The sequence below is a fragment of the aff. Roholtiella sp. LEGE 12411 genome (genome assembly GCF_015206995.1).
Lineage (GTDB): Bacteria > Cyanobacteriota > Cyanobacteriia > Cyanobacteriales > Nostocaceae > Komarekiella.
Genome location: NZ_JADEXR010000043.1, coordinates 1 through 20,821 on the forward strand (window position 1 = coordinate 1; position 20,821 = coordinate 20,821).

General features: G+C 40.8%; 28 protein-coding genes and 1 pseudogene. 18 read left to right on the plus strand and 11 right to left on the minus strand.

Annotation, left to right across the window (positions count from 1 at the left end; genetic code table 11):
- Positions 1–313 precede the first annotated feature (313 nt).
- The 5 genes from IQ246_RS12100 to IQ246_RS12120 all read left to right on the plus strand — a co-directional run bounded on the left by IQ246_RS12100 (position 314) and on the right by IQ246_RS12120 (position 2,159).
- Positions 314–571, plus strand: coding sequence for a type II toxin-antitoxin system Phd/YefM family antitoxin (locus IQ246_RS12100; protein ID WP_194003295.1), 258 nt, complete (start codon positions 314–316; stop codon positions 569–571).
- The gene (locus tag IQ246_RS12105; protein ID WP_194003297.1) at positions 568–951 is read left to right on the plus strand and encodes a type II toxin-antitoxin system VapC family toxin; all 384 of its coding nucleotides are present in this window, start codon (positions 568–570) and stop codon (positions 949–951) included. The genes IQ246_RS12100 and IQ246_RS12105 overlap by 4 nt, the downstream gene beginning before the upstream one ends.
- Positions 952–1,001: 50 nt before the next feature.
- Entirely contained in the window at positions 1,002–1,187 is a 186-nt protein-coding gene (locus IQ246_RS12110; RefSeq protein ID WP_194003299.1) for a hypothetical protein, read from the plus strand.
- A 252-nt stretch (positions 1,188–1,439) separates the two neighbouring features.
- Positions 1,440–1,634: a hypothetical protein gene (locus tag IQ246_RS12115; protein WP_208492135.1), complete on the plus strand. Its 195-nt coding sequence runs from the start codon at positions 1,440–1,442 to the stop codon at positions 1,632–1,634.
- A gap of 363 nt (positions 1,635–1,997) precedes the next feature.
- Positions 1,998–2,159, plus strand: a complete 162-nt coding sequence (locus IQ246_RS12120; protein WP_194003301.1) for a hypothetical protein — start codon at positions 1,998–2,000, stop codon at positions 2,157–2,159.
- A 31-nt stretch (positions 2,160–2,190) separates the two neighbouring features.
- On the opposite strand, the gene IQ246_RS12125 is transcribed toward IQ246_RS12120, so the two are convergent.
- Positions 2,191–2,436 carry a DUF2442 domain-containing protein gene (locus IQ246_RS12125; RefSeq protein ID WP_194003303.1) on the minus strand — a complete coding sequence of 82 codons (246 nt, stop codon included), beginning with the start codon at positions 2,434–2,436 and terminating at the stop codon, positions 2,191–2,193.
- On the minus strand, positions 2,429–2,686 hold the full coding sequence (locus IQ246_RS12130; RefSeq protein ID WP_194003305.1) for a DUF4160 domain-containing protein: 258 nt from the start codon (positions 2,684–2,686) through the stop codon (positions 2,429–2,431). The genes IQ246_RS12125 and IQ246_RS12130 overlap by 8 nt, the downstream gene beginning before the upstream one ends.
- Before the next feature lie 315 nt (positions 2,687–3,001).
- On the opposite strand from IQ246_RS12130, the gene IQ246_RS12135 reads away from it, so the two are divergent.
- Positions 3,002–3,265: a hypothetical protein gene (locus IQ246_RS12135; RefSeq protein WP_194003307.1), complete on the plus strand. Its 264-nt coding sequence runs from the start codon at positions 3,002–3,004 to the stop codon at positions 3,263–3,265.
- Positions 3,246–3,650 (plus strand): type II toxin-antitoxin system VapC family toxin, encoded by a 405-nt coding sequence (locus tag IQ246_RS12140; protein ID WP_194003309.1) that lies wholly within the window; start codon positions 3,246–3,248, stop codon positions 3,648–3,650. Before IQ246_RS12135 ends, IQ246_RS12140 begins: the two co-directional genes overlap by 20 nt.
- A 389-nt stretch (positions 3,651–4,039) precedes the next feature.
- Here IQ246_RS12140 and IQ246_RS12145 read toward each other — a convergent pair whose 3' ends face one another.
- From IQ246_RS12145 to IQ246_RS12160, 4 genes are all read right to left on the minus strand, one after another.
- Entirely contained in the window at positions 4,040–4,462 is a 423-nt protein-coding gene (locus IQ246_RS12145; RefSeq protein WP_194003311.1) for a type II toxin-antitoxin system VapC family toxin, read from the minus strand.
- Positions 4,459–4,683 (minus strand): hypothetical protein, encoded by a 225-nt coding sequence (locus tag IQ246_RS12150; protein ID WP_194003313.1) that lies wholly within the window; start codon positions 4,681–4,683, stop codon positions 4,459–4,461. Before IQ246_RS12150 ends, IQ246_RS12145 begins: the two co-directional genes overlap by 4 nt.
- A 233-nt stretch (positions 4,684–4,916) precedes the next feature.
- Positions 4,917–5,246: a XisI protein gene (locus IQ246_RS12155; protein WP_194003315.1), complete on the minus strand. Its 330-nt coding sequence runs from the start codon at positions 5,244–5,246 to the stop codon at positions 4,917–4,919.
- The gene (locus tag IQ246_RS12160; RefSeq protein WP_194003317.1) at positions 5,234–5,650 is read right to left on the minus strand and encodes a XisH family protein; all 417 of its coding nucleotides are present in this window, start codon (positions 5,648–5,650) and stop codon (positions 5,234–5,236) included. Before IQ246_RS12160 ends, IQ246_RS12155 begins: the two co-directional genes overlap by 13 nt.
- Before the next feature lie 150 nt (positions 5,651–5,800).
- Here IQ246_RS12160 and IQ246_RS12165 point away from each other — a divergent pair, with 150 nt between their 5' ends.
- The 6 genes and pseudogenes from IQ246_RS12165 to IQ246_RS12190 form a co-directional block, all read left to right on the plus strand.
- A complete protein-coding gene (locus IQ246_RS12165; protein WP_194003319.1) occupies positions 5,801–6,067 on the plus strand; it encodes a hypothetical protein in 267 nt (88 codons plus the stop codon).
- Positions 6,068–6,211: 144 nt separating this feature from the next.
- On the plus strand, positions 6,212–6,565 hold the full coding sequence (locus IQ246_RS12170) for a type II toxin-antitoxin system RelE/ParE family toxin (protein WP_194003321.1): 354 nt from the start codon (positions 6,212–6,214) through the stop codon (positions 6,563–6,565).
- On the plus strand, positions 6,565–6,882 hold the full coding sequence (locus IQ246_RS12175; protein WP_194003323.1) for an XRE family transcriptional regulator: 318 nt from the start codon (positions 6,565–6,567) through the stop codon (positions 6,880–6,882). The genes IQ246_RS12170 and IQ246_RS12175 overlap by 1 nt, the downstream gene beginning before the upstream one ends.
- A gap of 4 nt (positions 6,883–6,886) precedes the next feature.
- Positions 6,887–7,054: a hypothetical protein gene (locus tag IQ246_RS12180; RefSeq protein ID WP_194003325.1), complete on the plus strand. Its 168-nt coding sequence runs from the start codon at positions 6,887–6,889 to the stop codon at positions 7,052–7,054.
- A 415-nt stretch (positions 7,055–7,469) separates the two neighbouring features.
- Entirely contained in the window at positions 7,470–8,003 is a 534-nt protein-coding gene (locus IQ246_RS12185; protein ID WP_194003327.1) for a transposase, read from the plus strand.
- A 394-nt stretch (positions 8,004–8,397) separates the two neighbouring features.
- Positions 8,398–8,535 (plus strand): annotated as a pseudogene (locus IQ246_RS12190) (type II toxin-antitoxin system RelE/ParE family toxin); the annotation flags it as partial.
- Here the strand turns inward: IQ246_RS12190 and IQ246_RS12195 are convergent.
- Positions 8,497–8,976 (minus strand): hypothetical protein, encoded by a 480-nt coding sequence (locus IQ246_RS12195; RefSeq protein WP_194003329.1) that lies wholly within the window; start codon positions 8,974–8,976, stop codon positions 8,497–8,499. The pseudogene IQ246_RS12190 and the gene IQ246_RS12195 sit on opposite strands and share 39 nt — an antisense overlap.
- A 25-nt stretch (positions 8,977–9,001) precedes the next feature.
- Between IQ246_RS12195 and IQ246_RS12200 the strand changes: the two genes are divergently transcribed.
- A complete protein-coding gene (locus tag IQ246_RS12200; RefSeq protein WP_194003331.1) occupies positions 9,002–9,508 on the plus strand; it encodes a hypothetical protein in 507 nt (168 codons plus the stop codon).
- A 45-nt stretch (positions 9,509–9,553) separates the two neighbouring features.
- Here the strand turns inward: IQ246_RS12200 and IQ246_RS12205 are convergent, their stop codons facing one another.
- The 4 genes from IQ246_RS12205 to IQ246_RS12220 form a co-directional block, all read right to left on the minus strand.
- The gene (locus IQ246_RS12205; RefSeq protein ID WP_194003333.1) at positions 9,554–10,258 is read right to left on the minus strand and encodes a hypothetical protein; all 705 of its coding nucleotides are present in this window, start codon (positions 10,256–10,258) and stop codon (positions 9,554–9,556) included.
- A 132-nt stretch (positions 10,259–10,390) separates the two neighbouring features.
- Positions 10,391–11,986: a tetratricopeptide repeat protein gene (locus tag IQ246_RS12210; protein ID WP_244142007.1), complete on the minus strand. Its 1,596-nt coding sequence runs from the start codon at positions 11,984–11,986 to the stop codon at positions 10,391–10,393.
- Entirely contained in the window at positions 11,926–12,816 is an 891-nt protein-coding gene (locus IQ246_RS12215) for an RNA polymerase sigma factor (protein ID WP_194003334.1), read from the minus strand. Before IQ246_RS12215 ends, IQ246_RS12210 begins: the two co-directional genes overlap by 61 nt.
- 696 nt (positions 12,817–13,512) lie before the next feature.
- Positions 13,513–14,034 (minus strand): hypothetical protein, encoded by a 522-nt coding sequence (locus tag IQ246_RS12220; RefSeq protein ID WP_194003336.1) that lies wholly within the window; start codon positions 14,032–14,034, stop codon positions 13,513–13,515.
- Positions 14,035–14,226: 192 nt separating this feature from the next.
- On the opposite strand from IQ246_RS12220, the gene IQ246_RS12225 reads away from it, so the two are divergent.
- The 4 genes from IQ246_RS12225 (at position 14,227) to IQ246_RS12240 (ending at position 20,809) form a co-directional block, all read left to right on the plus strand.
- The gene (locus tag IQ246_RS12225; protein WP_194003338.1) at positions 14,227–15,291 is read left to right on the plus strand and encodes a vWA domain-containing protein; all 1,065 of its coding nucleotides are present in this window, start codon (positions 14,227–14,229) and stop codon (positions 15,289–15,291) included.
- Positions 15,292–15,392: 101 nt separating this feature from the next.
- Positions 15,393–17,429 carry an NAD-dependent DNA ligase LigA gene (gene ligA / locus IQ246_RS12230; protein ID WP_194003340.1) on the plus strand — a complete coding sequence of 679 codons (2,037 nt, stop codon included), beginning with the start codon at positions 15,393–15,395 and terminating at the stop codon, positions 17,427–17,429.
- 126 nt (positions 17,430–17,555) lie between these two features.
- Positions 17,556–18,734 carry an enhanced intracellular survival protein Eis gene (gene eis / locus IQ246_RS12235; RefSeq protein ID WP_194003342.1) on the plus strand — a complete coding sequence of 393 codons (1,179 nt, stop codon included), beginning with the start codon at positions 17,556–17,558 and terminating at the stop codon, positions 18,732–18,734.
- Positions 18,735–19,201: 467 nt separating this feature from the next.
- Positions 19,202–20,809 carry a B12-binding domain-containing radical SAM protein gene (locus tag IQ246_RS12240; protein ID WP_194003344.1) on the plus strand — a complete coding sequence of 536 codons (1,608 nt, stop codon included), beginning with the start codon at positions 19,202–19,204 and terminating at the stop codon, positions 20,807–20,809.
- Positions 20,810–20,821: the final 12 nt, after the last annotated feature.

The window sequence follows — 20,821 nt, forward strand, 5'->3', positions numbered from 1 at the left end:
TTGTGAAAAAACCTGTATCAAAGTTTCGCTCCAAAAAACCAAAGCACAGAGGTACTGGACAGCGAGTTGAGGCTCCAAATTTTCACATCATCAATAACGCTTTTAGCCTTAACTGAACCGTATTGCCACCTGCACCGTATTTCAAACTGAATTACGCCCTCTGAATTTTTGGAAAGATTTAAGCTATCATAGGCATATATAGCAATCATCAATGAAACGTAAACAAACCCTATGGCTTATGCCCAGCCTTCATAAGTTAGCTCACAACTAAAATAGGACTGCTATATGATGTTCCATGTTCAAAGCAACAACTATGTCAACCAAAACACTGGATATTCAACAATTACAAATCAGTGTTAGTGAATTACTCTATTTGATTCAAAATGACCAAGAAATAGTGATTACTAAGGGTAATATTCCTATTGCTAGATTAACTCTACTTAATTCTATTGAACCAAATATTTGGGAATCAGAAAAGACACCACAGCCAGGATTAAATTTAGGTGCAATGGTCATGAGTGATGATTTTGATCAACCTTTACCAGATGAATTTTGGTTGCAAAATCCATGAAGTTACTGTTAGATACACATACTTTTATTTTCTGGGATAGTCAACCATCAAAACTTTCTCAAAGAGCATTAGAGTTATTAACTCATAAAGATAATCTGAGATTGTTGAGTGTTGTTAGTCTCTGGGAAATACAAATTAAACAGCAGTTAGGTAAACTAACATTAAATAAAACTTTAGAAGAAATTATTATTATTCAACAAAATAATTATATCGAAATGTTACCAATTACTGTTGCTCATATTTTAGCTTTAAATAGTTTGCCCATGTATCATAAAGACCCTTTTGATCGGTTACTCATTGCTCAAGCTCATATAGAAAATGCTGTGTTGATTAGTTGTGATTCTGTTTTTGCTAATTACTCAGTCAAAGTTGAATGGTAGTTGATTTTGTCTGATAGAAGAGCGATCGCCCCTCTCCCATAAAAAAAGCGATGTCTACGACGGGCTATTCGGCGTCGCACTCCCCAATCTCCCATAAAAAAAGCGATGTCTGCGGCGGGCTATTCGGCGTCGCACTTCTGCCTACACAAAAGCGATGTCTACGACGGGCTAAGCCTACGCATTCCCCACATCCCCTTCAGGATCGCTCTCCCTACATCCTCAAAGCGATCGTTTGACTTTTAAGACAGTCGCTATAAAATAGGATATGGCACTGCATTGTGAAACAATTAAACTATAAAGCAAAGATGTAGAATATTTGCCAACTACTCAACAGGCATTTCGATGCTTCCAGCTATGTCAGAACCTCACAAGTATGTACCTGTCTGTGGATTTGGTACGTCTAGATGAGAGAACAGGGAATGCCATTATTCTCACAGGAGAAGAAATTTTGGTTGAGATATACCCTAATGGAAATTGGAGGTTTGTCAATGAAATCTGATTTTCAAGCGATGACAATGGGAGAACTGAAAAAATATGTTCTAGAGCATCGAAATGACCAAGAAGCATTTCAGGCGTTAATGAAGCGTATTGATGCTCAACCTCAAAACCAAATCTATGGAGAGGTAGATACTGAACAGTTTTCTTCACTGCTTGAACAACATCGCCGCTTTCAGAAAGATTAAGAAGACAATAAGCAGGGTATCGTACTTTCAGTTAACGCACCCTACAATATCAAGCTACAGCAGATTTCAGGTATATGAAGTACATAAATAAAACCCGAAACTCTGTACAGACGTTACATGTAACGTCTCTACTTAGGGCTTGCTGAATAGAATTGTAATATAGACTAGATAAGGATTTTAAGCCTTTTTCCAACAAACAAGTGCAAGGTCATAACATCTAAAGTCTCAAAACCCTTGCACAATCGTTAGCGATCGCTGGGTAAATTCTGAAACTGAGCGATGAAACAAGTATTTTGTAAGCTGTGTGGCTTCTACATTTGCTTGAGAGACTTATTCAGCAAGCCCTACTTATGATTCATGAAAATGCTAACTAAGGCGATGCCTGCGGCGGGCTGCGCCTACGCCCTTCTCCCTACACAAAAGCGATGTCTACGACGGGCTACGCCTACGCACTTCCAAATTTCCCAAAGCAATTGCTCTTCTGCCTACAAAAAAGCGATCGCCCTTCCAAATCCCAAAAAGTGATCTGCTTGCAGCAGCGCTTTGCTATCGCACTTTAGGCTGTCTTGGCGATCTCTGCTAGTTTGATTAGTCCTTGAGTTGTCAAATCTTCGTCAATGGCGTACCAATGAATACCATAACCAGATGGAGAAATCCGATACATTTTCCGCTCGATATCTGTGGCTTGAGCAAGTCGCTTAGATGCTTGGACAATTGGGATTTGATAAGTTTTCCCATCTACTGATAGAATCATCAACTCTCCATTAAAGTCAATGTTTGATACACTGCATTGCTTATCCATTTTGTTGATTCCTAAATGTTTGCCATTCATCTACTATTTCATCAAAGTTTTGCAAGATGATCTTCTTGACTTCTCGCGTATCTCGTGATGACATTCCATAGGAATAAGCCTGACGAATTTCGTATAGATCGATGTCTAGCCAATATTTACATTCACTGTCTGCTTTCTGCACATGAATATGAATCGGCTCATTTCCTTCGTCTGAATAAAAGAAAAATCGCCATCCCCTTATATATAGAACTGTTGGCATTTGCTTTCACTGCACTATATTTTAACATATTGTCTCAATACTAAAATTAGTGTAACTGAGCGATCGCACTCAAGCCAGCGTTTTTGCGATTACACTGTGTGGAAATTTTTCTATCACTGGTGTAGCGCATATTTTGTCAGCGATCGCACCACAATGAGCTACACCTATGCACTCCTCCAAATAAGAGTGTGATCGCACTTCTGCCTACACAAAAGCGATCACTATAAAGTAGTCATTTCACCGTCGTAAGCCTGTAAATAAATGGAATGTGAGATATAATTAATTTGTCACTCAATCAATCTATATTAACTTGCTATGGATTCTTTAAACCTACGCACAAAAGTTATTACAGAAATAAATCTTGTCCCACCAGATAAATTAGAAGAATTATATAACTTTATTCATTATTTTCGATTAGGTATAGAAGTATCTGAACCTTCGCTTAACAAAAATATGCAGTTTGCTGGCTGTTGGAATGATATGTCAGATGAAGTATTTGCTAACTTCAATGAAGAAATGATCACACGTCGCCAGCAAGGATTTTTAGGAAGAAGAAGTGATGAAGCCAGTCTTGATTGACACAAACATTTTGTCCTTTTTCTTCCGTAATGATAGTCTAGTTGTTGAGCGTTTTCAAGCATATCTGAAAGAGCATGACAAAATTAACATCAGCATCATCACTTATTATGAAATTGTCAGTGGATTAAAACATCGTGACGCGCAAAAACAACTTATATCTTTTTTAGAATTTGTTTCATACAATACGGTTTTACCTCTGACTACAAGCTCTGCAACAATTTCTGCTGATATTTATGCCAATTTAAGAAATAAAGGAATACCAATTGACGATATTGATATTCTTATAGCAGGAATTGCCATAGCCAACGATTTGATTATTGTCACAAATAATATCAGAGATTTTGGAAAAATAGAAAACTTAGAAATTCAAGATTGGAGTAAGTAATATTACAATTTGCTACGCCTATTACCTATTATTGTAAACAAAAAAGCGATGTCTACGACGGGCTATTCGGCGTCGCCTCTCTCCCCACAAAAAGAGCGATGTCTACGACGGGCTAAGCCTACGCACTAATCAAACAAAAAGCGATCGCCCTTCTCCCAACAAAAAAGCGATCGCACTCCTGTAAATAAATCAAACAAAAAGCGATCGCCTTTCCTACATCCCCTTCAGGATCGCACTTTCTGGATAAAAACCAGCGATCGCCTTTCCTAAATCCCCTTCAGGATCGCACTTCTGTAAAAAAGGCGATGCCTGCGGCGGGCTGCGCCTACGCCCTTCTCCCTACAAGAAAAGCGATCGCACTTCTGGAAGTAAAAGGTGATCATCTTTCCTCAGCTTTTAAAAGGATTAAAAACCACAATCTCTATCCCATCAAAATCTTTTTCATTACGAGTAACTAAAGTATAGTTATGATGTTTGGTTGTAGCAGCAATAAGCGAATCTAATGGCGGTAACTTTCGCCCCTCCTTTTCTAATGCTCCTACCAACTCTCCCCATAACAATATCACTGATAAATCTAATGGTAAAATTCTTCCCTCGAATCCTATAAGTAATTCATTTTCAAACCAGTCTTGAATATTCTTTTTTCGCAAGGATTCAGGTAGCTTTTGAATTCCCTTTCTAATTTCACCAATGGTGATTACACTTACAAAAAGATTGTTTTTATCTATCCCTTTAATCCAATCAATTACTCTTTGATTGGGCTGCTTGGCGATCAATTCAGAAATAATATTTGTATCTAAAATATAGCTCATAATAATTCTACTTCGCGGTTGTCAATATCTCTTTGACGTTCTAAATCTATATCCACACCAACGAGAGGAGAATTTTGGAATAATTCAATTAAATTTTTTGGCTCAGTTTTGAGGGGCTGATTTTCTATTTGTCTGGTTAAATAATATATTAATTCAATCTTTTCTTCTCTGGTTAAATTGTCTACTTCTTGTAATAGTATTTTCACAGATAAATTGCTCATTTTCATTTTCCTCTTTCAAGAAGATTAAGACTTATCTTCTTCTAATTATAATACCCGTTTGCGCGATCGCCCTTCCTACATAAAAGCGATGTCTACTTTAAGGGGCTATTCGGCGTCGCACTAACAACATCCCCTTCAGGATTGCTATAAAGTAGTCATTTCACAAATTTCTGCGATACCCCACGTGTAGATTGCTTCCCTAATTACCGTAGGTTTCATGACTCCTATGTGCTTCAACTAGCAGCAAAGTCAGTAAATTTTCGTTTGTATGGGGCTTTAAACGCCAAAACTATATCTTGTTTAGGAACTCCAGCTTCTACTAATTCATTAGCCACTCCGATTTCTGTTCCATCGCGTTCGATCCAAATTTTGCCATCTTTAATTTCTACGTAAATAATACAACCAAATATTCGCGTTAGCTCTTGCCAACCAATATTAAGAACAGAAAAGCGATCGCGCTCCGTATCAAATATCAATTTGACTTCTGTTTGACTATTTGAGCGATTTTTTCCGTGACCTTCCAGAATTTTTTGGACTATTTCTTTGTAATTCAATCTCTCCATATCACAATCTCCTCTTGATCTGGGTTAAAAATTAGTAATTTTAGTTGATATTCGCCAATAATTCTTTGAATAAACTTCCGACTAAAAAACTCATCATAAACATCTACCGGAACAGCTAAATACAAAATACGAGCAGGTTCGGTCAACCTCAATGCTGAACGGTAGTTGAGACATTGACCAAGAGCTAGGTGAAATTCAGTTACGTCTGAGGCTCCTAAAAAAAATTTTATCTCTACTGCTATTTTTTTACCAGTTTTTTCAGCAGCTAAAATTCTCTCTGCTGTTAAGTCTATGTAAAAATCAACATCCTCAACTTGAATAAATAGATGCTCGTCAGTAATTGTCCATCCATCTTTTCCCAGGGCCGTTTTAACTGTATTATGAAATAAATCTTTAGCTGGCATACATAAATTAAATTTATTTAAGCATCACTTATAGCATAAAGCAATGTCTACGACGGGCTATTCGGCGTCGCACTTCTCCCTACACAAAAGCGATCGTCCTTCTCCCCACAAAAAAGCGATCACTCTCCCCAATCTTCCATCATCAAAGCGATGTCTACTTTAAGGGGCTATTCGGCGTCGCACTTCTCCCTACACAAAAGCGATGTCTACGACGGGCTAAGCCTACGCACTTCCAAATCCCCTTCAGGATCGCACTTCTCTCCACACAAAAGTGATCGCATTCCCGTAAAAAAGGCGATCGCCCCTCAATTTCCCATCATCAAAGCGATGTCTACTTTAAGGGGCTATTCGGCGTCGCACTCCCATAAAAAAGCGATGTCTACGACGGGCTACGCCTACGCTCTCCCCAATCTCTGATCGTCAAAGCGATGTCTACGACGGGCTAAGCCTACGCACTTCCTGCATCCCCTTCAGGATCGCTCTCCCCAATCTCTCATAAAAAAAGCGATCGCAGCTTCATATAATATTGCTAATATTCCATAGATAGAATATATTGTATTTATGGAATGGAATATTATCTTCGATCCTGATTTTAGAATCTGGTTTTATCAACAAGAACAAGGATTTCAAGATGAGACATTTGCTGTACTAAGTGTGTTGGCAGAATGTGGACCAACACTTGGAAGACCGCGAGTTGATACTCTAGAAGGGTCTTGTTTCAATAATATGAAAGAGCTTCGTATTCAATACAAAGGAGAACCTTGGCGTATTTTATTTGCCTTTGATCCCAAGCGACAGGCTATTTTGCTGGTTGGGGGTAATAAGTCAGGTAATAAGCGATGGTACAAGGAAAATATTCCAATCGCAGATAAACGGTATGAAAAATATCTGGAAATACTTAAGGAAGAAAATTGATGACAAAATATACAACCCTATCTGAAGAGTTAAATCAACTTCCCAGAGACAGACAAGAACTGATTTCAGCAAGAGCTTCCCAAATTCGTCTTGAAGAAATTACTCTTAGACATCTGCGTGAAAAACTCGGTTTATCTCAATCAGAATTAGCAGAGCGTCTGGAAGTGCAGCAACCAGCAGTATCTAAGCTGGAACGTAGGCAAAATCTGGAATTAAATACACTTCGAGCAGTTGTGAATGCTTTGGGTGGAACTATCGAAATTATTGTCAGAATTCCGAATAAAGAACCTATACTGCTTAGTGATTATCAAGAATAGGAACTTGTCACAATGGTTGCGCGATCGCACTTCTGCCTACAAAAAGCGATGTCTACGACGGGCTAAGCCTACGCATTCCCGTAAAAAAGGCGATCGCCCTTCGCGATGTTCCGCTGTAGGATGGCGACTGGGTTTTTGTATTATTCGTAACTGCGATCGCACTAAAAAATAGGATCGGCATTCCTGTAAATAAAGGCGATGTCTACGACGGGCTACGCCTACGCCCCTCTCCTCACAAAAAAGCGATGTCTACTTTAAGGGGCTATTCGGCGTCGCACTTCTCCCTACAAAAAAGGCGATCGCTCTCTCATTTTTTCTGTAAATCCCTCGTTCCCAGTCTCCGGCTGGGAATGCCCTCACTGAGGCTCTGCCTCCACCTTAATACCAATATAATAGGAGTTACGCATGACAGACATAACCAAATGTGGATTACCTCTGGTTACAAGGCTCTTCCTTGTAATGCTCTTGTGGGAGGCAGCAGCCCAGGAACGAGGCAGGGCAAGACTTTTACCTTAATAACTTTGGTACCCACATGATGATCAATTTGTAAAGTGCGTAAGTCTTAATATAAATCAAAAAAAAATACAATGGGACGCAGCCGCTATCATGTATTAGGAACTCAACCCCACTTCCTTACCTGCACATTAGTAAATTGGATGCCATTATTTGGCAACATTGAAATTGTCCAAATTATTATAGATTCCCTTAACTTTCTTCAATGTCAGCAGCGCTTGACATTGTACGGTTACGTCATCATGGAAAATCATCTTCATCTTATCGCTGCTGCTGCCAACTTATCTAAAGAAATAGGAAATTTTAAATCATTTACTGCTCGTTCTATTATTGATTTACTTCAGAAAAATAATGCCAACTATATACTTAGCCAACTAGAATTTCATAAGTTAAAACATAAAACAAAACAAGATTATCAACTTTGGCAAGAAAGTTTTCATCCCCAGGCAATTTCCGACGAGGAAATGTTTATCCAAAAATTAGATTATATTCATAATAATCCTGTCCGACGTGGTTATGTTGATGAGCCATCTCATTGGCGTTATTCTAGTTATCGGAATTATATGGAATTACCAAGTTTATTGCCGGTTGCGTTGATTGATTTGTGAAGGATGAGGCAGAGCCTCTAGATAGGGTTCCTAGTCTCTGACTAGGAACGAGGGAAACTGGGAGGCAGAGCAAGCGGGGCTTTTCTATCGCCCCACTTTCGATTAACGGTATGTCCGATTCAGAGTTGATGTCGGGATAACAACCTGAGCAACTCTGCTGCATTCAAACCATTAGGTACTTCTGAGGAACACCAATTATTTATTTCTCAGTAACAGGATCAGAGTACAAGACTTGCAATGTCACATCAAGATAGCAGTTTTCTGTCAAGCTGTCGTTATAAATGCGTATGTCACCGCCATTAGTATAGATACGATTTGGTCCATAAGTACCGGATTCTCGTATCGTTATACGCTGTGCGGGATTACCTCCATAGACTAGTGCAAAACAAGTGAACCTTGGCGTATTCTATTTGCCTTTGATCCTAAGCGACAGGCTATTTTACTGGTTGGGGGCAATAAGTCAGGTAATAAGCGATGGTACAAGGAAACCCGATTACGGGCAAATACTGCTAGACCAGTCTCGGTTTCCTGAACCTCGTCGACACTTACTTTGGCTACCTACCCAAACAATTTCCCATTTATTTTGGTTGCTTTTCAATTCGATACGATCCCGGCTAGAATCTGTTGAATCATCAGGCAAACCCTTTATGGTATATACAATGAAAGCTGTTTCCATTGTGGGATATTTAACTGAAATATCTTCAGACCTTCTTCCTTCTTCTTCTTCTTGTAAGCGACTAAACAATTGTGCAGCTACTGCTTTTGGATTAGTAGCTTTAATTTGGTTACGGTCTATAAATTCTTGTACGTTAATTTCTCGAAAATTGTCTCGTGGATTGCTTTGTTTAGAAGTAACTATAGCTGGAAATTGAACTACAGCTCCTGTATCTGCGCTCGCACTATTGACTACCAAACCTAAAGCTAACACAAAGGCAAATATTAGTGTTACCAAAAAGCTAATTGTACGTTTCATGTTCAAAAATTCTCAATGAGTTGAGTTGAATTGTGGTTTTCCTTCTGACATCTTCGTAGACGTTCCCCAACCCCAATTTGTGAATTTTTCAAGTTACAGGCAAATTTTCTCCCAAAAAATCCACCCTCACCCCCAGAACCCTTCCGCCTCTTACCTTTCAGTCGCCACAAAATATTCTCAACTTCCCCACGAACCGGATACAACAACTGCTGACTCAAAGCACTTTGATCAGGATGAGCGATCGCCACTTTTATTTAGGCGATCGCACTCCCGTAAAAAAGGCGAAATTCCCCTTCAGGATCGCACTCCCGTAAATAAAAGGCCATCGCCCTTCTCTCCACAAAAAAGGCGATGTCTACCACGGGCTATTCGGCATCGCACTTACAAATTCCCAAAGCGATCGCACTCGCCAATCTCCAGCATCCCATTTTGTACACTCGCCCCTTCTATTAGCGTCAGTACAACAGTAATATCCAAGATTCTGGATGCCCAGATCTTGGATTCAAATAGTCTACTGCGCTTGAATTGTTGAACAAAGCACAGGATTTTTAACGTATTAGTACCGCCGCCAAACTGGCTATTGTATTACCAATACTGCTGAACTTGGCCCCTCGCTCGTAAAGATAATTGAACCCGATTTTTTAGGGGTACATGAGAAGGTTTGGCTAGCCATGACAGGTACGGTAATACTACCGTCACATATGCCTGTCACTTTAATTTTTGATCCCTCGAACGGCTCACTATCCGTAGCAGTGGCTTTTATCGGTGTTCCCGCCATGCCATAGGTGAAGCAAGCGTTGCTTGGGTTCAAATAACAACGTTCAGTGGATTTTTTTAGTGATTCTTCCACTGTAACAGGAGCAGATTGTTCGGCTACGAGTATCACACTAATATCGCAATTCACCGAGCTGTCGTTTTCAATGATTACGGCACCGCCATTAGCGTTGATAGATGACTGATATCGATTATTAGGGTAGTAATTTACACGGGGGATCGTTATACCTCTTGGGGTGTTACCTCCATAGATTAGTGAAATCGAAGCAGTAGTACCTCCATTATTAATTATGGTAATTGAACCACGCTGAAATGCTTGGGCAATAACGCAAGAGCCGCCAACAGGTAACTTGCATTGCTTTACTCCTGCAGGACAATCCTCTGGACTCGTACAACTAGCAGGAACTGGTGCAGAGACCGGTTGTGCACTCGCTGTATCGATGTAAAAGGTGAAAGCTGTGACAAGGACTAATGCCACTGCTAACATGGCTTGCATGAATCGTTTCATTTTTTCTTTTCCTCGTACAATTTATTTCTTTGTTTTCATGGGTTTTCTCTTCCCATATTCTTTAGACGTTTCCCAACCCCAATTTGGGAATTTTTCGAGTTACACGCAAATGTTCTCCACCAAAATTCCCCCCTAAACCCCCAAATCCTTCCTCACCTTACCTTTCAACCTCTTCAAAATATTCTCAACTTCCCCACGAGCCGGATACAACAACTGCTGATGCAAAGCACTTTCATAAGCCTGTATCGCCCCTAACTTATCGCCCAAGCCCGCCAAGGCTCTCCCTAACCAGTAATCAGCCATAGCTGGATTAAATGCCCTCAATTCCCGACATCCCTCACAAGCGGCTTCCCACGATCGCTTACTAGCCCCAACATCCCTCAGTACTTGGTAACTCTCCCCTATCCAAACCAACCCAGGTACTGATTGCAGATAACCCCCTGCGGGTAATATATGCCATCCTTTCTCCAACACCTCCACTGCTTGCTGATGTTTACCAGCTAAGGCTAAAACCCGTCCATGACGAAACCAAGCATCAGCTAACTGGGGCTGTAATTGCGTCCCCTGTTCAGAAACCTGACACCCCGATTCAAATTCTTTAAAGTGTTCTACCAAAACCCACCCCGCAGTAGCCCAAACACTCCAGCGTTCAGGAAACCGCTTCAACATTTCCTCCACCAAAGGACGCAACTCCTCTAACCGTTTCCCATGAGGTAAAATCTCGCACAACCCTCGATAAATTTCACAATCATCGGGATACAGATGATAAGCTTTCTCCATCATCTCAGCCGCTTTCTGATATTCCCCCGTGTCAAACAAGCACCGTCCATAGTAATACCAACCATAAGGATGATTTGGGTGTTCTGCGGTAAACTTCCCTAACACCTCCACACCTTGCGCCCAATCTCCACGGACAATGTGATAGTATGCCAGCGATTTGTGAGCTTCAGCCCCATGAGGAGCCTGTCGCAGTGCAGAGGTAATCAAATTTTTAGTTAGCTTCCCCTCTTTACCAGATACGAATCTCATCTGACAACGCTGATCAATTTGTCGTTGCAGTACCCGGAAATCATGTCCAGCTAAGGCTATAACGCTGTTTAATCGCCCTCTAGCTGTTTGAATATTCCCCACCGCCATCAGTGTGTCATAGCTGTGAATCAAGGACACAACATCATCTGGGTTGATTGACAAAACCTGCTCCAAGGCACTGAGAGTACCAAAAGGATTTTCTCCCTTCTGATGCACCTGTGCCAAAGCCAGCCAGTGGACTACTTTGTCAGGTTCTAAAGCAGCTGCTAAATTAAATGCAATGATTGCCTTCTGACTCTTACCTCTGCAAACTGCAATCAATCCATTTATATGATTCTGAGTCCCTTCATTGTCAGACAACAATAAGGCTTTTTCATATATTTCTATAGCCTCTTTTTCTAGTCCCATCAGCTGCAAAATTTTCCCCAGTTGCAGCCGCACATCAATTAATTGAGGTTGTCGTGAAATCACCTGACGATATTCTGCAACTGCTTGTTGCCAGTTTCCCATCTCGTAAAGCAAATCAGCCAGTTCTAATCTTTTTTTCCATCCTTGGGGATATTTCTGGATATACTTACTTAACGTGATGAGTTTCTGTTGTTGTCTGGCTGGTTTTTCTTGTACAACCAAGTGAGCATTCATCTCCAGCCCAGAGAATTGGGTGAACTGTACCAAGAAAGTGGCAAGGTTTCCAGACATATTACAGTTACTTTATAGTTAATTTCTTCGTGCTTGTTTTTTGTTGGTATTGATGATTCCAAATTACCAATCACTGCACCGTACTGAGCTTGCCGAAGAGTTTCATCAGATTGAAACTCTTCCACTATCGGAATTACCTTTTTTAAGGATGGCGATAGGGAATCAATATAAGTATTATCTTCCCCTGCAAGATACTTCTTTAACTGCTTTTGCAGAATCTTTCGTGCTTCTTGAATGCGTTTACGAACGTTATCTTCAGAGAGGGCGAGTTGTTTGGCGACATCTTGATAGGATTTATCTTGGCAGCAGTATAAAATAAAAGGATGGCGCAGTCTGTCAGGTAATGATTCAATTTGGTGGCAAAGATATGCTTGCATCTCCAAATTCAAAATATTGGATTCAGGAAAATCTGCCCTAGAAGCAAATGCTGGATGATCTGCAAATTTAATATCATCAATGTTTTCAATTCCTCTGGCTTCTCGTTTGCATTTTCGATGCACATCCATGCAGAAGTTATAAATAATTCGAGTTAACCAAGCTTTAGGATATGTAATTTTATCTGCATATTTTGTCCATTCATTCCAGGCTTTGAGCATTGCCTGATTTAGTGCATCTTCGGCATCATGAGAATTACCTCCCATCCACTGTAGGCAACATTTGTGAAAATAATCTTGATCTGATTCCCATAATTGCCAAAAATCCCGACAATTATTTGGAGATAGAGCTTTGAATTGGCTTTCTTTTGACAATAAATTCGTGATTTCCACCCCTGATAAGTAGAACAAAAGTTCTTGTTCTGGGTTGGCTTGTATATATGATTTACTGTTCATTATTTCAAATCTGAGGGATGATGCGCTGTACAAAAGACTGAAAGGCTATGGATTAATACGGTTCAGTTAAGCCTAAAACTCTGTTATCAAAATCAATTTTTTAACGAACTGCCTTTTCTACCAGAGGCTTTCGCCAACCCGTAGCGTCTCGCAGAGAAAGCGCAGAGAACGCAGAGAGAAGAAAGAAATGTTTAACTGAACCGTATTGGGCTATGGATAAGTAAGTCGGCGAGAAAAATTCAATGTATATGAAGAAATATAAATTGTGCGTAGGGTATCGTAACGTACCTTGAACTCTTGACGGTGGGTTGCGCTGCACGACAACACACCCTACATTTAAATTCCTTAATAAAGGTTGAAATATTAGCGCCGGCTTACTTATGTTTGATAGTAACTATTCACACTTACTTAGCAAAAAGGGATTAAGAGGATAAAATGTTTTATACTCCGAAAAACCTGGGTGAGAACTTGAGTAACATAATTCCAAGGGTCAACTTTTCTAAGACGACAAGTTTCAACAACACTCAAAATAGAGCAAGAAGCTTTGGCTGCTGGTTCTATTTCTAAGCTGTTATTGCATGATCTTTTATATAGCGTTCCCTAATCAGATGAGGTACACTATATTCCCCTCATTCCTTGTGGGGAGGGGGTTAGGGGTGGGGTTTTGTACCTTCAATCAACCGAGAACTGCTATACCTACTGTTTGTTTGTTTGTTTGTTTGTTTGTTTGTTTGTGATTGAAATTAACTGATATGTTGGTAGCAACTCCAACCACGGTTTTATTACATTATCATACTTACGGTACTTACAGATCTCCGCTACACTATTTCCTTTCACATGGGGGAAGTGTGAACAGTTACCCCCAAGTAAAAATTGATCGAAATCACGATGTTTAGTGCGATCGCACAAGAATTGAGTGCAGTTTTGCATAAGTATAAATCTGTAAGTTCGCAACACTTTTACACACTTGGGATGCGACACTTCCGCTAAGATATGCCCTATTGACTTTGTGCAATATATGTGGGTAGCAGTCCAGAATAGAATATGCGTTCCTTCATTGAGCATGTGTGCGATCGCCTCCAACAGTTTAGCGATCGCAATAGAAGTCGATTTGGATAAAATCGTCCCCGCACAATAAACCCTGGATGTTGCCATCATTACTGTACTGTCATTAGACCCAAAGATGGTCAGGTTAATTACTAGGTATTGACACTTCATTTATGAATGTTTAAAAATGACATAATTACTTTTTATGTCTCTAATAAAAATTAAATTTATATCACTCTTTTCCTTGATTACAGAAAAGTGAGATGAGAAGATTAATCAAATCTTTAAAGTAGGTTTTTTACATCAACCCACCAGAAGTTAAAATATAAGTATAAAATAAATGTGTCAAATTTAGGTCAGTATATGTCCAACAATAATATAGAGATTGTTTTCAGCTTTGATACTACTGGAAGTATGTATCCTTGCCTAACTCAAGTACGGCGTAAAATCAAAAATACCGTTACCAGACTAATAGACGAAATTCCCCTGATTCGCATTGGAATTATTGCTCATGGTGACTACTGTGATGAAGGCTCAACTTATGTCACTAAAAATTTTAATCTCTCCGGCGATGTTGATGCTATTTGTGATTTTGTCCAAAATGTAGAACCTACTGGTGGCGGAGATGCACCAGAATGCTATGAATTGGTATTGCATGAAGCTCAATCTCTGTCTTGGTCAAAGTCAGCATCCAAATCACTAGTTCTGATTGGTGATGATATTCCTCACGCTCCAGCACACAATCCCAAAAAGTTGAATTGGCGCAAAGAATTAGATAAATTAGCTGATGCAGAAATTACAGTTTACGGCATTCAAGCGCTCAATCGCCCACATGCCAATCCTTTTTATCAAGAGCTTGCAGAAAAATCCGGTGGATTCCATATCAACCTAGATCAGTTTGCATATATCACTGATTTGTTTCTAGCGGTATGTTATCAGCAATCATCAAATGAACAACTACAAGCTTATGAACAAGAAGTAATTGACCAAGGCCGCATGAATCGGGGGTTAAATAAAATGTTTAACACCATGATGAAGCGAGAGGAAACATTATATTATCAATCTGCTGATTTACGGGCCGTTACTCCCGGACGTTTCCAGATTTTAGAAGTTGAACAAGATATTTCCATTAAAGCTTTTGTTTTAGAAAATGGTTTAAGTTTCAAAGTTGGGCGAGGTTTCTATGAGTTTACAAAAACGGAAACTATCCAAGCTCAAAAAGAAATTGTCTTGATGGATAGAGGAACTGGTGATTTATTTCAAGGAGGTGCAGCACGAGAAATGTTAGGTCTGCCGATGGATGCAACAATCCGCATCAAACCTAGTAACCTAGAAAAGTACGTTGTATTTGTCCAAAGTACCTCTGCTAATCGCAAACTGATTGGCAAAACTAAATTTTTATATGAAGTCGAAGACTGGGATTGCTAATCAACCTCTTACTAAAATCTTTCAATGCCCTCATCAAAGCCTGCTTTTGCAGGCTTCATCATCTTTGAATTCTATTTGCTAGGTATTTTGTAATAAGTCTAATGATACAGATTAAGCCGGAAGTAAAGCGCACAGAAGAACTGCGCCAGTTATTGCAACAAGCTAGCTATGCATATTACGTTCTAGATGCACCAATTATGGAGGATGCAGTCTATGACCAACTGTATCGAGAATTGCAACAACTAGAAATTCAGTATCCAGAATTGATGACAGCCGATAGTCCCACTCAGCGCGTGGGTGAAAGGCCGGCAACACAATTTACCTCGGTGCGGCATAATATTCCCTTGTACAGTCTGGAAAATGCATTTAATATTGATGAATTACAAACCTGGGATCAGCGTTGGCGGCGACAATTAGCGAAAATTGACTCGGTGGAATATGTCTCTGAACTCAAAATAGATGGTTCTGCCTTGGCTCTTACTTACCACAATGGCATTCTAGTTAGGGGTGCAACTAGGGGTGATGGGGTAACGGGTGAAGATATCACTCAAAATGTGCGGACAATTCGCTCAATTCCCTTGCGCCTGAATTTTGAAGGCTTAGAAATTTTGGAAAGGGTGGAAGTGCGGGGCGAGGCGTTTTTGCCGTTGGAAGTGTTTAAACAAATCAACGAGGAAAGGCAAAAAGCAGGTGAGCAATTATTTGCCAATCCCCGGAACGCTGCTGCTGGTACACTGAGGCAATTAGATTCCCGCATTGTAGCTAAGCGGCGGTTAGATTTCTTTGCTTACACGCTGCACATTCCTGGTAGAGATGACGCCAGTATTGCCAATACTCAATGGGAAGCGTTGAAATTATTAGAAAGGATGGGTTTTAAGGTTAACCCTAACCATAAGTTGTGTGGCTCGGCAATAGAAGTGGCAGAATATTACAAATACTGGGATACGGAACGGTTGAATTTAGCTTACATGACTGATGGGGTAGTAGTAAAGCTGAATTCTTTTAAGCTTCAAGAACAGCTAGGTTTTACGCAAAAATTCCCCCGATGGGCAGTGGCGCTAAAGTACCCAGCAGAAGAAGCACCCACCCGCGTCGAAAATATTGCTGTGAATGTCGGTAGAACGGGAGCGTTAACACCGTTAGCAGAGATGCGCCCAGTCCAACTAGCAGGGACGACAGTTTCTCGTGCTACTTTACATAATAGCGATCGCATAACCCAATTAGATCTCCGCATCGGCGATACTGTCATTGTCCGCAAAGCTGGAGAAATTATCCCCGAAGTTGTTAGGGTACTAAAGGAACTCCGTCCCGCTGACGCCCAACCCTTTATTATGCCTACCCATTGTCCAGTTTGCGCTCAACTAGTGGTGCGAGAAGCGGGCGAAGCCGTAACTAGGTGCGTCAATGCTTCCTGTGCAGCGATTCTCAAAGGCTCAATTGAGCATTGGGTGAGTCGTGATGCTTTGGATATTAAAGGTATAGGCGAGAGGTTGGTGCATCAGCTCGTTGATAAAGGTTTGGTGCATTCCGTTGCCGATTTATCCGATTTGACAGCAGAACAATTATCTGCATTAGAAAGGATGGGGAAAAAGTCAGCAGAGAAATTGGTAGATGCGATCGCTCAATCAAAAAATCAACCTTGGTCAAGGGTATTATATGGTTTAGGCATCCGTCATGTTGGCAGTGTCAATGCCCAATTATTGACCGAGAAGTATTTCACAGTCGAACAGTTAGCAACAGCCAAACAGTCAGATATTGAAGGCATTTATGGAATTGGTGCTGAAATTGCCCAGTCTGTATATCAATGGTTTCAAATTAGTGCAAATCAAACTTTAATTTCTCGTCTCAAAGACGCTGGTTTGCAATTAGCTACAACAGAGGAAACAAAAGCTGTTAGTGATGGTAATCAAAAGTTAGCGGGTAAAATTTTTGTGGTTACGGGTACATTGCCAACCTTAAAGCGAGATGAGGCAAAGGCGTTGATTCAAAAAGCTGGTGGCAAAGTAACTGATTCAGTAAGTAGAAAAACAGATTATTTGGTGGTAGGAGAAGATGCCGGCTCTAAGTTAGAAAAAGCACAGAAGTTAGAAATCACCCAGCTAAATGAAGTTCAGCTTTTGGAATTGTTGAATGATTAACAACCTGATATTTTTATGGAGGTAATAACGTTAAAAAAGAATCAAAGATACGTAATAGTATATTTGAACACAAAAAACGCTTTTTGTAGTATGATTTTGTTTTCTTGCTACTAAATCGTAGAAGCGATGACACATCAATTTGAATACAGCACTCTCGCCCATCCCCAGGATATTCAGCAGCTTGCAACTATCCTTGAACAGTGTTATGTCATGCCCTCCGGTGACAGCGAAATCTACATTAACCGCATTGGCACAGAAAACTTCCGCTTTATCCGTGGATGTGAGCAAGTTATTGGTGGACTAGCAACTTTGGCGATGGGTCAGTGGTGGGGTGGTCAGCGTGTACCGATGACAGGAATTGCCGCAGTGGGTATTGCTCCAGAGTATCGCGGATCCGGAGCAGCGATCGCACTCATGGAGCACACCCTCAAAGAACTCCACACTCAAGAAGTTCCCATCTCTGTTTTATATCCGGCTACTCAACGCTTGTACCGCAAAGCAGGATATGAGCAGGGGGGTAGCTTTTGCAGTTGGGAAATTTCGACTCAGAGTATCCAGGTGCGAGAGCAACCGCTACCTTTACAACCGATAATTCCGATTAATCATGAAGTCTTTCATGACCTGTATCAGCAACAGGCGAGACTCATTCATGGTTATTTAGACCGGAATCCAGTAATTTGGCAGGGATTAATCCAACCAGATAATCAGGAAATTATTTATAGCTATTTTATTGGTGACAAAGACCAGCCCCAAGGTTACATCATCTTCAGCCAACATTCAGCAGAGGATGGCGTATTTCTGCGGGTGAGAGATTGGGTAGTTCTCACAGATGCTGCGGTACAGACTTTCTGGTCTTTTGTAGCCAATCATCGCTCCCAAATTAAACAGGTACGATGGAAGAGTTCTGTGATTGATTCCCTGACATTGCAACTACCAGAGCAAACTGCCAAGATATCGCATCACGAGCGCTGGATGCTGCGGGTAATAGATTTAGTGAAGGCGTTGGAGATGCGGGGTTATCCACCGGGCATCCAAGCTGAACTGCACTTGGAAGTTAAAGATGACTTATTAATTGACAATAATGGTAAATTCATCCTCTTTGTCGCAAATGGACGTGGTGAAGTTACAAGAGGTGGAAAAGGTGAGTTGCAATTAGATATTAGAGGATTAGCACCCCTGTACACTAGTTTATTTACTCCCTACCATTTGCAGTTAGCGGGAAAACTCCATGCTACAGAAACAGCACTCTTGGCAGCTACGCAAATATTTGCAGGTGTCTCCCCTTGGATGGCTAATTTCTTTTAACGAAGGCTCTTGCTCAAGATATTAGAACTCTTGCTAAAATATCGCTCTTAGCCAGTGAATGTGCAACTTGGACGCACACTATAGGATTCCTATTTGATTTTTGAAAGAACTGCGTACACCTCTAACTCCCTTTTTTTCCATTTCCCATTCCCTGTCTCTACAAGTCAGTTCACGAATCAAATCGGATTACTATAGCTTATTACGTAAATATATTGACGAGTTTTCTGAAGAAGAAACAGCAGAAATGTATATATTTGCTCATACCAAAGTAGGATTTACGGACTGTATAAATCAACTATGATGCAAATAATGAAATTTAATCAATTCAGGCACTTTGCACAACCCTGATTTGCTCGGATACTTGCAGTATTGAGTGCTAGACATGGCAGAAATATCGAAATTAAACATAGTACTTATGTGCAATACGTAAGTACTACAAAATAAACCAAAATTGCACAAAGGATTTCATGAAAGCACTATTGCTCTACCCTCAGTTTCCCCAGTCTTTTTGGTCTTACGATCGCTTTATGGAAATCGCTGGACTGAAAGCCGTCTTGCCTCCACTGGGGATTATTACAGTTGCAGCTCTTTTGCCTAAAGATTGGGAAATTAGATTTTGCGATCGCAATGTCAAGGTTGAAACAGAAGCTGATTGGGAATGGTGTGACTTGGTAATCCTTTCTGCAATGCTAGTGCAGAAGCCAGACTTTCACGCCCTAATTCAAAAAGCGGTGCGGTTAGGTAAAAAAGTGGCCGTCGGGGGCCCTTACCCTACCTCTATCCCCCAAGATGCCCTTGACTCTGGAGCGCATTATCTAGTTTTGGATGAGGGGGAATTGACGGTTCCATTGTTTATGGAAGCGTTAAACCAAGGCAAAACGCAAGGGATCTTTCGCTCCGCTGAAAAACCTGATGTCACCCAAAGCCCAATGCCGCGTTTTGACCTACTGAAACGGGATGCCTACTTGATGATGGCTGTCCAGTTTTCTCGTGGTTGCCCTTTCAACTGCGAATTCTGTGACATCATTGTTCTCTACGGCCGTAAACCACGCACTAAAGAACCTCACCAAATCATCGCTGAGTTACAAGCTCTTTATGATTTAGGCTGGCGGGGGTCACTCTTTATTGTTGACGACAACTTTATTGGAAATCAGCGCAACGTCAAACGCTTTCTCAAAGAATTAATCCCTTGGATGAAGCAGCACGACTACCCGTTTACCTTCATCACTGAAGCTTCTGTGAATTTGGCAGAAGACGATGAAATGCTGTATCTAATGAATGAAGCCGGCTTTTATGCAGTCTTTCTTGGTATTGAAACTCCTGACCAAGACAGCCTAAAAGTAACACAAAAATTACAAAATACTCGCAATTCCCTAGTGGAAGCCTGTCGCAAGATCAATGAGGCGGGTATGCTCATCTATGCAGGGTTTATCCTTGGTTTTGATGGAGAACGCCCAGGTGCAGGAGAACGGATTCAAGCTTTTGTAGAACAAACGAGTATTCCTCAGCCTATGCTGGGTATCCTCCAAGCTTTGCCCAATACTGCTTTATGGAACCGTCTTCAACAAGAGCAGCGTTTACATTTAGTAGAGGGCATCGGTGGTACTGAGGTGGGAGATCAGAATACTTTGATGAATTTCATCCCCACCCGTTCCATTGATGAAATCGCTAGAGAGTATGTAGAAGGCTTCTGGACGTTATATGAACCCAGGAACTATCTTAGACGCTGTTTTCAGCAATGCCTCACTATTAAATCTGTCTGTGAGCGTAAGCAAACCATGCAATTTTCTCCAGGTAAGGGTTTGCGGCTCGTTGCTCAGTTAATCTGGCATCAAGGCTTGCGAAGACCAGAAATTCGGGGACAATTTTGGCGACAACTATGGACAATTCTGCGTCAAAAGCCTCAAGTTCTGAACATGTATTTAGGTCTATGCGCTGCTGGAGAACATTTTTGGGAGTACCGCGCTTTAGCCAGGGAAAGGATTACTCAACAGTTAGGCTACGATCCATTAAAAATCCCTGTATTACCTGATGTTTGTGTAGCAAACGAACAACTTCAAGCACTGGACGTTTAATATTCCGCTGTG